Annotated in this window: 11 protein-coding genes; 6 read left to right on the forward strand and 5 right to left on the reverse strand. The window is 71.2% G+C overall.

What is annotated here, in order from left to right; all coding sequences use genetic code 11:
• Positions 1–161 precede the first annotated feature (161 nt).
• Together ACWGDX_RS31330 and ACWGDX_RS31335 are read right to left on the reverse strand one after the other, a co-directional pair.
• Positions 162–1,814 (reverse strand): solute symporter family protein, encoded by a 1,653-nt coding sequence (locus ACWGDX_RS31330; protein WP_453631023.1) that lies wholly within the window; start codon positions 1,812–1,814, stop codon positions 162–164.
• Entirely contained in the window at positions 1,811–2,206 is a 396-nt protein-coding gene (locus ACWGDX_RS31335; protein WP_453631024.1) for a DUF485 domain-containing protein, read from the reverse strand. Before ACWGDX_RS31335 ends, ACWGDX_RS31330 begins: the two co-directional genes overlap by 4 nt.
• Positions 2,207–2,452: 246 nt before the next feature.
• Here ACWGDX_RS31335 and ACWGDX_RS31340 point away from each other — a divergent pair, with 246 nt between their 5' ends.
• The 6 genes from ACWGDX_RS31340 to ACWGDX_RS31365 all read left to right on the forward strand — a co-directional run bounded on the left by ACWGDX_RS31340 (position 2,453) and on the right by ACWGDX_RS31365 (position 12,180).
• Positions 2,453–4,018, forward strand: a complete 1,566-nt coding sequence (locus ACWGDX_RS31340) for a S8 family peptidase (protein WP_453631026.1) — start codon at positions 2,453–2,455, stop codon at positions 4,016–4,018.
• Positions 4,019–4,343: 325 nt separating this feature from the next.
• Entirely contained in the window at positions 4,344–7,451 is a 3,108-nt protein-coding gene (locus ACWGDX_RS31345; protein ID WP_453631028.1) for an NACHT domain-containing protein, read from the forward strand.
• A 125-nt stretch (positions 7,452–7,576) separates the two neighbouring features.
• The gene (locus ACWGDX_RS31350; protein WP_453631030.1) at positions 7,577–8,611 is read left to right on the forward strand and encodes a DEDDh family exonuclease; all 1,035 of its coding nucleotides are present in this window, start codon (positions 7,577–7,579) and stop codon (positions 8,609–8,611) included.
• A gap of 140 nt (positions 8,612–8,751) precedes the next feature.
• Entirely contained in the window at positions 8,752–9,552 is an 801-nt protein-coding gene (locus ACWGDX_RS31355) for an SURF1 family cytochrome oxidase biogenesis protein (protein ID WP_453631032.1), read from the forward strand.
• A gap of 83 nt (positions 9,553–9,635) precedes the next feature.
• Entirely contained in the window at positions 9,636–11,420 is a 1,785-nt protein-coding gene (locus tag ACWGDX_RS31360; protein ID WP_453631034.1) for a glycoside hydrolase family 15 protein, read from the forward strand.
• A 4-nt stretch (positions 11,421–11,424) separates the two neighbouring features.
• Positions 11,425–12,180, forward strand: coding sequence for an SDR family oxidoreductase (locus ACWGDX_RS31365; RefSeq protein ID WP_453631036.1), 756 nt, complete (start codon positions 11,425–11,427; stop codon positions 12,178–12,180).
• A gap of 91 nt (positions 12,181–12,271) precedes the next feature.
• On the opposite strand, the gene amaP is transcribed toward ACWGDX_RS31365, so the two are convergent.
• Genes amaP through ACWGDX_RS31380 form a run of 3 tightly spaced genes read right to left on the reverse strand, consistent with a single transcriptional unit; the run spans position 12,272 to position 13,954 of the window.
• The gene (gene amaP, locus ACWGDX_RS31370; protein ID WP_453631038.1) at positions 12,272–12,850 is read right to left on the reverse strand and encodes an alkaline shock response membrane anchor protein AmaP; all 579 of its coding nucleotides are present in this window, start codon (positions 12,848–12,850) and stop codon (positions 12,272–12,274) included.
• Positions 12,851–12,854: 4 nt separating this feature from the next.
• Positions 12,855–13,607: a DUF6286 domain-containing protein gene (locus tag ACWGDX_RS31375; protein WP_453631040.1), complete on the reverse strand. Its 753-nt coding sequence runs from the start codon at positions 13,605–13,607 to the stop codon at positions 12,855–12,857.
• The gene (locus ACWGDX_RS31380) at positions 13,604–13,954 is read right to left on the reverse strand and encodes a hypothetical protein (protein WP_453631042.1); all 351 of its coding nucleotides are present in this window, start codon (positions 13,952–13,954) and stop codon (positions 13,604–13,606) included. The genes ACWGDX_RS31375 and ACWGDX_RS31380 overlap by 4 nt, the downstream gene beginning before the upstream one ends.
• Between the last annotated feature and the right edge of the window lie 6 nt (positions 13,955–13,960).

The following is a 13,960-nucleotide window of genomic DNA, read 5'->3' on the forward strand; positions in this document are numbered from 1 at the left end:
TGACAACGCCAGAGGGACATTTACGGCGAGGAGCGGCGTGGCCGCGTCGCGGGTGTCCACGACGCGGCCACGGCAGGGGTCCGGCAGGGGCACGGAAAGGAGGTCCGTACCCGGAAGGGCGCTGCCCGTACGGCTTCTTCCGCCGGGTCCTCCCGTACGGCTCAGTGGGCTCCGGTGCCGGTCAGGGACTTGACCTCCAGCTCGGCGTACTTGCCCTTGTCCGGCTGCTCCTTGGACAGCACGGTGCCCAGCCAGCCGAGCAGGAAGCCCAGCGGGATGGAGATCAGGCCCGGGTTCTCCAGCGGGAAGAAATGGAAGTCGACGTCGGGGAACATCGAGGTGGGCTTCCCCGAGACGACCGGGGAGAACAGCACCAGCAGCACCGAGGAGGCCAGACCGCCGTAGATCGACCACAGGGCGCCCTGGGTGGTGAACCGCTTCCAGAACAGGCTGTAGAGGATGGTCGGCAGATTGGCCGAGGCGGCGACGGCGAAGGCGAGCGCGACCAGACCGGCCACGTTCAGATCGCGGGCGAGCGCCCCGAGCCCGATGGAGACGACACCGATGGCGACGGTCGCCCAGCGGGCCGCGCGGACCTCCTCCTTCTCGGTCGCCTGGCCCTTGCGGATGACATTGGCGTAGATGTCGTGCGCGAAGGACGACGAGGACGCGAGCGTCAGTCCCGCGACCACCGCGAGAATCGTGGCGAAGGCGACCGCCGAGATCACGGCGAGCAGAATCGCTCCCCCGGTGGAACCGGCACCGCCGCCGATTTCCAGGGCGGCCAGCGGAGCCGCCGTGTTGCCCGCCTTGTTGGAGGCGATGATGTCATCGGGCTTGAGCAGCGCGGCGGCGCCGAAGCCGAGCACGATCGTCATCAGATAGAACGCGCCGATGATGCCGATGGCCCAGATCACCGACTTGCGGGCGGCCTTGGCGGTGGGCACGGTGTAGAAGCGGATCAGGATGTGCGGCAGTCCCGCCGTACCGAGCACCAGCGCGATGCCGAGCGAGATGAAGTCCAGCTTCGAGGTCGCGGTGGCCCCGTACTTGAGACCGGGCTCCAGGAAGGACGCCCCCTTGCCGCTGTTGCTCGCCGCCGTGCCCAGCAGGTCCGAGAGGTTGAAGTCGAACTTCAGCAGGATGAGGAAGGTGATGAGCAGGGTGCCCGCGATGAGGAGCACGGCCTTGACCATCTGCACCCAGGTGGTGCCCTTCATGCCGCCGATGGTGACGTACACGATCATCAGCAGACCGACCAGCGCGACGATGGCGATCTTCCCGGCGTCACTGGTGATGCCGAGCAGCAGCGAGACCAGCACACCCGCGCCGGCCATCTGCGCGAGAAGGTAGAAGATCGAGACGACGATGGTGGAGGTGCCCGCCGCGGTACGGACCGGGCGCTGGCGCATCCGGTACGCGAGGACGTCACCCATGGTGTACCGGCCGGAGTTGCGCAGCGGTTCGGCGACGAGCAGCAGTGCCACCAGCCAGGCGACCAGGAAGCCGATGGAGTAGAGGAAGCCGTCGTAGCCGAAGAGGGCGATGGCGCCGGCGATCCCGAGGAAGGACGCGGCGGACATGTAGTCGCCGGAGACGGCGAGTCCGTTCTGGAAGCCGGAGAACTGGCGTCCGCCCGCGTAGAAGTCGGACGCGCTCTTGGTCTGCCGGCCGGCCCAGACGGTGATGACCAGGGTCGCGACGACGAAGAGTCCGAAGAGTGTGATGATCAGCGGCCGGTGCTCGCTGGCGTCCGAGGCGGCGGCGAGCTGGAGCGGCGCCGACTGGCCGACGAGCTGGATCGAGTGGCTCACGCGTCCGCCTCCATACGGGACTTGATGACATCCGCCTTCGGGTCGAGCTTGCGGGCGGCGTGCCGCGCGTAGTACCAGGCGATGAGGAACGTGGTGGCGAACTGCGCCAGACCGAGGACGAGTGCGACATTGATGTTGCCGAAGACCTTGGTGCCCATGAAGCCGCCCGCGTAGTTGGACAGCAGGACGTACAGCAGGTACCAGGCGATGAAGGCGACGGTCAGCGGGAAGGCGAAGGAGCGGTAGGTACGGCGCAGTTCGCCGAATTCCGCGCTCTCCTGCACCTCGACGAACTGGGCCGTCGTGGGCTGGACGGTCGTGGACCGGTCCGGTGTGGACGGGGCTGGGCTGGTGTCCGTACCGCCCTCGGGCGGCGGTGCGTCGGTAGCCACGGAATCTCCTCGTGACGCGGGTGCGGTGTGGTTGGCCATGGGGACCTCTCAGGGACGGGATGGTGCTCGTCCCCCTGACAACGGCACGGGAGGCATGGCGAAGCGGTTCAACACCGGTCTTTTTCTTCCGGAAATGATTCAAGAAGTGATTGAAGAGCAGCGATGATCAGCGATAACTTCGCTCGTCATGTACCCGTTCACGCGCAGCCTGCGCGAGGGCGGTCTCACGGATGATGTGGAGAACCCATGGCTCATCTGGGATCCAGACGGCAGCGCGCACTCGCGCTGCCCGTAGGTCTGGCGCTCACCGTCACGCTCGGTTTCCTGCCCGCCGCGACGGCTACGGCCGCACCGGCCGGCGGCGGCACCGACGCGGTCGCCACGGACGGCCCGAAGCTGTCGTACGTCGTCAACACCCGCGGTGGGCACTCCACCGTCAAGTCGGTCAAGAAGGCGATCGACCGGGCCGGCGGCACCGTGGTCACCAGCTATGACCAGATAGGTGTCATCGTCGTCACCTCGCAGAACCCCGGCTTCGCCACGGCCGTGCGCAAGGTCAGGGGCGTCGAGTCGGCCGGTGCCACCCGCACCGCGCCGCTGCCCGCGCAGTCCACGACGGACGTCGGTACGCCGCGTGCGCTCACCGCCGAGGAGGTCGCCGTCGCGGCCGGGGCGGCCAAGAAGGCGAACGCGTCGAAGGGCGGCGGCACCGCCCTCCCCCAGGACCCGCTGGAGCCCTTGCAGTGGGACCTGCCCGCCATCAAGGCGGACAAGGCGCACGAGAAGACCCTCGGCAGCAGGAACGTCACTGTCGCCGTCATCGACACCGGTGTCGACGACACGCACCCGGACATCGCGCCCAACTTCGACCGCGCGGCGTCGGTCAACTGTGTGACGGGCAAGCCCGACACGGCGGACGGCGCCTGGCGTCCGAACGCCGGGGAGAGCCCGCACGGCACCCATGTCGCGGGTGAGATAGCCGGGGCCAAGAACGGCGTGGGCATCACCGGTGTCGCGCCGGGTGTGAAGGTGTCCGGTATCAAGGTCTCCACCCCGGCCGGCCTCTTCTACACCGAGGCCGTCGTCTGCGGCTTCGTCTGGGCCGCCGAGCACGGTGTCGATGTGACGAACAACAGCTACTACACCGACCCGTGGTACTTCAACTGCAAGAACGACCCGGACCAGAAGGCCCTGGTCGAGGCGATCACCCGCGCCACGCGGTACGCCGAGAGCAAGGGCACGGTCAATGTGGCCGCGGCGGGCAACGAGAACTACGACCTCTCGTCCGACGAGATCCTCGACCCGACCAGCCCGGACGACGGCACCCCCGTCGACCGGGTCATCGACCCCTCGGTGTGCCTGGACATCCCGACCCAGCTGCCGGGCGTCGTCACCGTCGCCTCCACCGGCGCCAAGGGCCTGAAGTCCTCGTTCTCCAACCACGGTCTCGGCATCATCGACATCGCGGCCCCGGGCGGCGACTCCACGCGCTACCAGACCCCGGCCCCGCCGGCCACCAGCGGTCTGATCCTCGGCCCGCTGCCGGGCGGCACCTGGGGTTACATGGCGGGTACGTCGATGGCCTCCCCGCATGTCGCGGGTGTCGCGGCGCTGCTGAAGTCCACGCATCCGCACGCCTCGGCGAACGCGATCAAGGCGCTGCTGACGGCGCAGGCCGACGACGTGGCCTGCCCGACGGCGTACGACATCGACGGCGACGGCGTCGTCGACGCCGTCTGTGAGGGCGGCGAGCGCTACAACGGCTTCTACGGGGCGGGTCTGGTCGACGCCCTGGACGCGGTGCGCAAGTAGGCACCACCAGCCGGAATCAGTGCGCGGGCCGTCCTTCGGGGCGGCCCGCGTCCGTCGTACGCCCCGTCGTCCGCGCGGCGGGCGGGCGCGGAGGACCCGGCGGACACGGCCCGTACGGCCTCCTGTACGGGCTGCCAGCCGGGCCCGCGCAGCACATGGCCCATCCAGGTCACACCAGCCGCGCGCGGCCCGCAGATCGCGGGCGAGGGCCGCGTACTCATGGGTGGCGACCCGGAGCGGCGCCAGATGTGACTACCGACAAGTACGCGAGCCGCGCCGTGGGATCCTGTCAGCCCGCTTCGTCGTCGGGGGAGGAACGGCCGCAGTGAGCCTGGAAGTTGTGGTGGCGCGTCTCGCGGGTACGGTCATGGGCGCGGTCGCCAAGTCGGTACTCCTGCCGAAACCGGGCGCGGGCCTCGTGGCCTCTCCCGTGCGCCCTCTGCCGAGACCGGCGTCACCGGACCGGCTGGCGAAGGTGCTGGCGGGGAGGTTGAAGCAGTCACACGCTTACGCGCGGCTGCCGGAGAACGAGCGGCTGGCGGCCGTCGAAGCCGTACGGTCCTCCTTCGCGGCGGACGGGCTGACGCCCGAGCGGCTGTTCGCCCTGGACCTGGACCCGGCGCGGCTGGCGGGGGAGTTACGCACACCGCATCCCGGTCCCGCCGGGGACCTGTACGAGGAGCTGCTCGGTCTGTGCTGCGCGCATGTGGTGGAACAGCTCACCGCACACCCCTCGTTCGCCGCGCGCGCCGCGGTCGAGCAGACCCGGGCGGCGGGCCGGACGCATGAGCTGATCGAGGACGTACGGGAGCGCGTGGGACCGCGCCGGGACGCGGCGGCGCTGGCGTTCGAGCAGCGGTACGGCGAGTATGTGGCCCACACCCATGGGCGGCTGGAGCTGTTCGGACTGACGCTGGGACGGTCGAGGCGGGACTGGCCGCTGGACACGGCGTACATCAGTCTGTCGGTGAGCGGGGAGCGCAGAGGCCCCGGGGGTCTCGGGGACCCTGGGCTGCCGCACACGGGCCCCACGACGGTCACCGCCGAGCAGGCGCTGATGACCACGGACCGGCTGTTGCTGCGGGGCCCGGCCGGGTCGGGCAAGAGCACCCTGGTGCAGTGGCTGGCGCTGAACGCGGCCCGGCGCAGCTTCCGTCCCGAACTCGCCGACTGGAACCGCTGCGTGCCCTTCGTACTGCGGCTGCGGGCCTTCACGACCTGGGATTCGCTGCCGATGCCGGAGGACTTCCTGCGGGCCGCGGGGGTGCCGCTGTCGGCGGCGCACGGCTGGGCGGAGGATCTGCTCACGGAGGGCCGCGCGCTGATCCTGGTCGATGGCGTGGACGAGGTGCCGCCCCGGCTGCGGGCCCGTACCGAGACCTGGCTGAAGTCCCTCGTCGCAGCGTTCCCCCGAGCGCGCTGCGTGGTGACGACGCGGCCGTCGGCGGTACCGGAGGACTGGCTGTCGGGTCAGGGCTTCGAGGCACACTCGCTGCTGCCGATGGACCGCGAGGACATCAAGGCGTTCGTGGGCCACTGGCACGGCGCGGTCCGGGCGGAGTGCGTCTCCGACGCCGAACGGGACCAGCTCGACACCTACGAGAAGTCCCTGCTCCAGGCGGTGATGACCCGCCGGGACCTGGGGCGGCTGGCGACGAACCCGCTGATGTGCGCGCTGCTGTGCGCCCTGAACCGGGACCGCCGTATGCAACTTCCCCGGGCCAGGAAGGAGTTGTACGACGCGGCCCTGGAGATGCTGCTCGTACGGCGGGACACCGAACGGGAGATCCTGGGCGTCGAGGGCGTGACCCTGACCCGGGACGAGCAGACGGCACTGCTGCAACGGCTGGCGTACTGGCTGATCCGCAACGGGCAGGCGGAGGCGACGCGCGGGGACGTCGTGGAGATGCTCGGGGAGTGGCTCGCCGCGATGCCTCAGGTGGCGGGCGGACCGGAGGAGGTCTTCACCCATCTGCTGATCCGCAGCGGCCTGCTGCGCGAACCGGTCCCGGGCGCGGTCAACTTCGTCCACCGGACCTTCCAGGACTATCTGGGCGCGAAGGCGGCGGTCGAGAGCCGGGACTTCGGCGTACTCGTCAGGAACGCGCATGACGACCAGTGGGACGACGTGGTGCGCATGGCGGTGGGCCACGCGCGGGTGGATGAACGGGGCCGGCTGCTGCGGCAGTTGCTGCGCCGCGCGGATCGGGCACCGAGGCTGAGCCACCGGCTGGTACTGCTGGCGGCGGCCTGTCTGGAACACGCGCCGGAGCTGGAGCCGGGGGTACGGGGGGAGGTGGAGTCCAGGGCGGCGGAACTGGTCCCGCCGCGCGGGATGGCGGACGCGGAGGCCTTGGCGAAGGCCGGGGAACTGGTGCTTGAACTGCTGCCGGGTCCGCAGGGGCTGGACGAGCGCACGGCGGCGGCGGTGGTGCGGACGGCGGCGCTGATCGAGGGGGACGGGGCGTTCGAGGTGGTGGCCCGGTTCCGCGAGGACACGCGTCCTCAGGTCGCGGCCCAGGTCTCCCAGGCATGGGGCTCATTCGACACGGAGACATACGCCGGGACCGTACTCTCGGCCCATGACTGGACGCGCACCTTCATCTACACCAATACGCTGGATCAATTGCGGTCGCTCCGCTTGGTCTCCAACGCGCGCATGGTCCATCTGAAGGGCGATCACGCCGATCTGACCCCACTCCTGGCGCTGAAGGCCCCGGACTGGATCTTTCTCTACAGCAACAGCGTCCTCACCGATCTCTCTCCCCTCGCGTCCCTGACAACGCTGACGGAACTGACGCTCAGCGGGTGCGTGGGGGTACGGGAACTGCGCGAACTCGGAGGGCTCGGCATTGAGCGGCTGAATCTCGTCGACATGCATCTCGACCTCTCGCTGGAGGCGCTGGACACCATGCGTGAACTGCGAAGCCTTCGGCTGTCGTACCCCCTGCTCATGGAGGGCGTGAGCGAGCTTCCAGTAGGTCCCCAGCTCACCGCCCTGTTCCTCAGCCGAGAGACCAGCTATTTGAGCCTGGACGGTGTGGAGCGCTGGCCCGACCTCAAGAAACTGTCTCTGGCGGGAGCGGAACAAATCCGCCATCTCGTCCGTACACCTTCCCTGTACGGAGTCACCGAACTGAACCTTTCCCGGCAGAGGCCACTGGATCTGGCCCAGCTCTGCCGTTTGGACCGGCTTCAGAACCTTCTGCTGGCGCACTGCGACTTCCCGGACGGGCTGGGCCCGCTCCGTGAACTGCCCTCCCTGCGAACGCTCCAGCTCCTCTCCTGCACCCAGGAGGGCTCCCCGCCCGACCTGACTCCGCTGGCCGGCCTGGAAGACCTCACCATCACCCTCTGGGGAGACGACGCCCTGGTCACGGGGGGAGAACTCTTCCCACCTGGTCGGCTCGTCCGACTGGGCCAATCTTCGTGAGGCTCTCAGGCACCGTCCCCGTGGGCGTCCTTGACGGTACGCCGGGCCGTCCGGCGGCGGGGGTGGGTGAGGGCGCGTACCGGCCGACCGGGCGTCAGCTCTGTCAGTCCCGGCCCGTATTCTCTGTGACCATGCTCGACGACCATACGACTTCAGCGATGTGGCCGGCCGCCTACCCCGAGGGGTACGCGGTCGTCGACGTGGAGACCACCGGACTCGCACGCGACGACCGGATAGTGTCCGCTGCCGTCTACCGTCTGGACGCGCGGGGCGAGGTCGAGGACCACTGGTACACCCTGGTCAACCCGGAGCGCGACCCGGGGCCCGTGTGGATCCATGGTCTGACGACCGATGTGCTCGCCGACGCCCCGCTCTTCCCCGAGGTCGCCGGTGAGCTGGCCGAGCGGCTCGACGGCCGGGTGCTCGTGGCGCACAACGCGATCTTCGACTGGTCGATGATCGCCCGGGAGTACGCGCGCGCGGCGCGGACCGCGCCCACCCGGCAGCGGCTCTGCACCATCGCGCTCTCCAAGGAACTCGGACTGCCCCTGCCCAACCACAAACTGGAGTCGCTCGCCGCGCACTTCGGTGTCGTGCAGCAGCGCGCGCACCACGCGCTCGACGACGCGCGTGTGCTGGCCGAGGCGTTCCGTCCGAGTCTGCACGCCGCCGCGCGCGGGGGCGTGCGGCTGCCGCTGCTGGAGTGCCTGCCGCTCACCGAGTGGTCGGACGCCCCGGCGCGGCCCCGGGTCGGCTATCAGTCCACCTATCGGCAGACGAGCTGGCGGCCCTCGCGCAAGCGGCCCGCCTGCCCGTATCCCAACCCCGGGCGGTACGAGCCGGGCGGGGCGCTGACGCAGGGGATGCGGGTGGCGTTCTCGGGCGACACCTCGGTCGACCGTGAGCTGCTGGAGGACCGGGCCGTGGAGGCGGGGCTGCATGTGGCGTCCAGTGTGTCCCGGCTGACGAGTCTGCTGGTGACCAATGATCCCGGGTCCTCGACGTCCAAGACGGTCAAGGCGGCGTCGTTCGGCACGCCGGTGATCGACGAGGCGGCCTTCACCCAGCTCCTCCGGGACGTGGCACCGGCGCGTGGCTCCATCCCCGCGCCCGCCAGCGAGCCCGCCACCGCGCCTGCCGCCGCGCCCGCCACCGAGTAGAGGCGGGGCACACCCACCCCGCGTCCGCCCGTCCACGCCCGCTGCCGCTCCTGGCCCGCGCGGCCTGTCCGGAACACCCCCCATCGTCCAGAACCCACCCGCCGTCCGGCGGCCACCGGCCGCCGGGTACGGTCGATGGTGTGTACCGCTTCCTGTTGTCCCGGCAGTGGGTGATCCTCACCCTGCTCGCTCTCGCCCTCATCCCCGCGATGATCGAGCTGGGTTTCTGGCAGCTCCACCGGCATGAGCACCGGGTCGCCCAGAACTCCCTGATCTCGGACAACCTCAAGGCGAAGCCCGTCCCGGTCGAGGAGCTGACCTCCCCCGGACACACCGTCCCGCGCGCGGACTACTGGCGCACGGTCACCGCCACCGGCAGATTCGACACCGCGGACGAGGTCGTCGTACGCCGCAGGACCTCCGCCGACGACCAGGTCGGCTATCACGTCCTCACCCCCCTCATCCTGAGCGACGGCCGGGCCGTGGTCGTCAACCGCGGGTGGATCCCGTCCACCGGCGACCAGCGGGCCTTCCCCGACATCCCCGCCGCGCCGAAGGGCAAGGTCACCGTCACCGGACGGCTGAAGGCCGACGAGACGGCGGCGGCCACCGGGATCAGGGACGTACAGGACCTGCCGCCCCGCCAGGTCATGCTGATCAACAGCGAGCGGCAGCAGAAGGCCATCGGACGCACCGTCCTCGGCGGTTATGTCGAGCAGACCGCCCCCGTGCCGGCCGGTGGCTCTCCCGAGCAGATCCCGACCCCCGACGACAGCTCGATCGGGCCTCATATGGCGTACGCGGTCCAGTGGTGGCTGTTCGCCGCCGCCGTGCCCGTCGGCTGGGTGATTCTCGTCCGCCGTGAGCTGCGCGACCGTGCGGCGGCGGCCGGGCGGGCCGCGCCCGAGTCCGAGCCGGCGCGCGCGCCCGCCACGGCCTGACCGTCCGAGGACCCGGACGGACCCCCGCCCGCCGCCCGGCCGCGCCTGCTTAGCCGTTCCGTGCGCCGGGAACAGCCCTTGGCGTGACCCAACGCATCGAGGACTACGCACTCATCGGCGATCTCCAGACCGCCGCCCTGGTCGGCAGGAACGGCTCCATCGACTGGCTGTGCCTTCCTCGCTTCGACTCGGCGGCCTGCTTCGCCGCGCTGCTCGGCGACCAGGAGAACGGCCACTGGCGGATCGCCCCCGCGGGCGCGGGCGACTGCACACGGCGTGGCTATCTGGGTGAGACGCTGGTGCTCGAATCCGTGTGGGAGACCCCCACCGGCACGGTCAAGGTCATCGACTTCATGCCGCAGCGCGAGGTGGCCCCCGACATCGTGCGGATCATCGAGGGCGTCAGCGGCTCGGTGGAGATGAGCGGCACGCTCCGGCTGCGCTTCGACTTCGGTTCCGTCGTGCCCTGGATGCGGCGCGAGGAGGGGCACCGGCTCGCGGTCGCGGGTCCCGACTCCGTCTGGCTGCGCAGCGAGCCCGAGGTCAGGACCTGGGGCCAGCACTACAGCACCCGCTCGTCGTTCACCGTCGCCGCGGGCGAGCGCGTGGCGTTCGTCCTCACCTGGCACCCCTCGCACGAGGAGCGCCCGCCGCTCGCCGATCCGTTCGAGGCGCTGGCGCAGTGTCTGGAGGACTGGGCCGTCTGGTCGGCGCGCTGCCGGTACGAGGGCCCGCACCGCGCCGCCGTCATGCGCTCGCTCATCACGCTCAAGGCGCTCACCTACGGCCCGACGGGCGGCATCGTCGCCGCGCCGACCACCTCCCTGCCGGAGGAGCTGGGCGGCGTACGCAACTGGGACTACCGCTACTGCTGGCTGCGGGACTCGACACTCGTGCTGGGGGCGCTGCTGTCGGTCGGCTATCTGGAGGAGGCGGCGGCCTGGCGGGACTGGCTGCTGCGCGCGGTGGCGGGTGATCCGGCCGATCTTCAGATCATGTACGGCCTGGCTGGTGAGCGGCGGCTGCCGGAGAGCGAGTTGCCCTGGCTGAGCGGTTACGCGGGCTCCTCCCCGGTCCGTACGGGCAACAGCGCGGTCGACCAGCTCCAGCTCGATGTGTACGGGGAGGTCATCGACTCGTTCCATGTGTCACGGACCTCGGGTCTGCCGCCGAAACCGCATGCCTGGAATCTGGAACTGACGCTGCTCGGCTTCCTGGAGTCGAAGTGGCGCGAACCGGACGAGGGGCTGTGGGAGGTACGGGGACCGCGCCGGCACTTCGTGCACTCCAAGGTGATGGCATGGGTCGCCGCCGACCGGGCCGTACGGACGCTGGAGCGCAATCCGCGCTTCGGCGGGAAGGCGGACCGGTGGCGGGCGATGCGGGACGAGGTGCACCGGGAGGTGTGCGAGCGGGGGTACGACCCGGAGCGGAACACCTTCACGCAGTCCTACGGCTCCGCCGAACTGGACGCGGCGACACTGCTCATCCCCCGGGTCGGGTTTCTGCCGCCGGACGATCCGCGGGTGATCGGCACGGTCGACGCCGTACGGGCGGAGCTGGGCCAGGACGGTCTGCTGCGCCGCTACAGCGTGACGGGGCCGGGCGTGGACGGACTGCCGGGCACGGAGGGGACGTTCCTGGTCTGCTCGTTCTGGCTGGCCGACGCGCTGCATCTGACGGGGCGTACGGAGGAGGCGAAGGAGCTGTTCGAGCGGCTGCTCGCGCTCCGCAACGATGTCGGGCTGCTCTCGGAGGAGTACGACCCGGTGGCACGGCGGCAGCTCGGCAACTTCCCGCAGGCGTTCAGCCATATCGGTCTGGTGGTGACCGCCCTGACGCTCGCCGGGGAGCACACGGCAGGATAGGGCCATGGATCTTGGACTGAAGGACCGTGTCTATGTCGTGACGGGCGCGTCACGGGGGCTCGGCCGGGCGGCCGCGGAGGCGCTGGTGGCGGACGGCGCGAAGGTCGTCGTCTCCGGGCGGGACGAGGCGAGTGTGAGCGAGGCCGCGGCGGCGATCGGCCCCGGCGCGCACGGGGTGGCCGGGGACAACGCGGATCCGGCCCTGGCGGAGCGTCTGATACGGACGGCGCGCGCCGAGTTCGGGGGCTTCGACGGCATCCTGATCAGTGTCGGGGGCCCGCCGCCGGGTTACCCCACGGCCAATTCGGACGAACAGTGGCGGGCGTCGTTCGAGTCGGTCTTCCTGGGAGCGGTACGGCTGGCGCGCACGGCGGCGGCGGAGCTGGGCGAGGGAGGTGTCATCGGCTTCGTCCTGTCGTCCTCGGTCCATGAGCCGATCCCGGGTCTGGCGATCTCGAACGGTCTGCGCCCCGGGCTGGCCGGTTACGCGAAGTCCCTGGCGTACGAACTCGGCCCACGCGGGATCAGGGTGCTGGGCCTGCTGCCGTCGCGTATCGACACGGACCGGATGCGCGAGCTGGACGCGCTGTCGGGCGACGCGGCGGCGGCGCGGGCGGCGCAGGAGTCCCGTATACCGCTGCGGCGGTACGGAACGCCGGAGGAGTTCGGCAGAACGGCCGCGTTCCTGCTCTCGCCGGCGGCGTCGTATCTGACGGGCATCATGCTCCCGGTGGACGGCGGCACCCGCCACGGCTTCTGACCGCGCCGCCCGATTCCCCGCCCCGCCCCCGGCGGGGCGGGGCAGAGGCCCGGTACGCCCAGGCGGGTGACCCCGGCCGGACGGTCCCGGGTCAGGTGACGCGTTCCGCGCTGTGCCGGGCCGCGCGAAGACGGACCTCCGCCGGGAGCGCGGCCAGGCCCGTCGAGTCGCGGGCATGGGTCAGTGCCTCGTCCGTGAGCCGGTTCACCGACCGGCGCGGCGACGCGTGGGGTTCCAGGAGCAGCCGGATCCGGGCCGAGGGGCCCGAACGGCGGCCCGTGAGGCGGACCTTGGCGCGTGCCACACCGTCGAGGGACTCCGCGTCGTCCTCCAGCACGCTCTCCAGCGCGCGCCCGCGCAGCAGCGCGCGCTGTCCGTCGCCGCTGTCGACCAGTACCTCCGCCGGCCGGGGCCGCCGCAGTTGGGACAGCAGCCACCAGAGCGCCAGCACCACCACGACCGCGAGAGCGGCGATGACGGCCGGCCACCACCAGCCATCGGTGCGGTAGCGCTCGCGGTCGGCGCGGCTGAGCAGGACATCGTGCGGCCCGCTGTACGGCCACCAGGACGGGACCGCCCACCCCAGTCCCCTGGCGAGCACCAGACCCCCCGCGCACAGCAGCGCCAGGCCGATCAGCGCCAGCAGCACACGGTTGACCACCCGGATCATCCCGTCACCCCTTCTTCACCGGCCTGCGGACCCGGACCGTCAGCGAGGGCGGCCTCGCGAGACCGAGTTCGCCGATGCCGGTGGCCAGTACCTCGTCCAGATCGGCCCGTACGGAGTCGAGTTCACGGAAGTGGGAGAGGGCACGCGCCCGCACCCTGGAGCGGCCGACCCGTACCCGCGCGGACCGCACCCCGGAGACCTCCATGGCCCGGTCGCGCAGTACCAGCGCGGCGGCGTCCCGGTCGAGCCCGGCGCGTACGTCCGCGACGTCCCGTCGCATCGGCAGCACCCGCCGCAGCCCCGGCGTGAGGGCGAGCGCGACCAGCCACAGCCCGAGCGCCATCGCGACACACGCGCCGACCAGCGTCCAGGTGTCGTCCAGGGGCCGCCGGGCGAGTTCGTCGGCGAGCTCCCGGCGCCAGTCCATCGCACGCTGGCCCGCCCGTACCGCCGCGATGTCGTACAGCAGCAGCCCGGCGGCGCCCAGGACGACCAGGGCGGTCAGCGCCGCGGGGAAACGGCGGGCGGACCAGAAGCGCCCGGCCCTGTGGTACGCCTCGCCGGTGAGCGTGGGGCGCGGCTCGTAGCGGGTGGCGGAGGCCGACAGATCGAGAGCGGCCGGACCGCCCGGTCCATCGCCCTGTGCCGGATCCTTCCCGGCGCCCCCGGCCGCCGGACCGCCCGCCGGACCGTCCGCCCGCTCTTCTGACGGATCCTCGGCCGGACCGTTCGCCGGGCCCTTCGCCGGATCGCTCACCGGACCCTCCCCTGTGCCGTCGGACGCGCCTGGGCGGAGTGCAGCCGCTCGACGCTCACCACCACCTCGGGTACCTCCAGACCCGCCAGGGCCCTGACCCGCTGGGCGACCCGGAGCCGTACCGCGCCGCACTGCGTACCGATGTCGGAGGGGTAGTCCAGCTCGACCCCGACCCGTACCCGCGCGATGTCGCGGCGCACCGTGACCGTGGCGTGCGGCGCGGAGCCGCCGTCCGGTACGCCGTGGAGCGCCTCGCGCGCCGCCTGCGCGGCGATCTTCGCGACGACCCGGTCGGCGATCGTGGTCGCCCCGCGCTCGGCGGCCGCCACCACCCCGTCACCGGCCACGCGGGA

It is taken from the genome of Streptomyces sp. NPDC055025, from assembly GCF_053608565.1.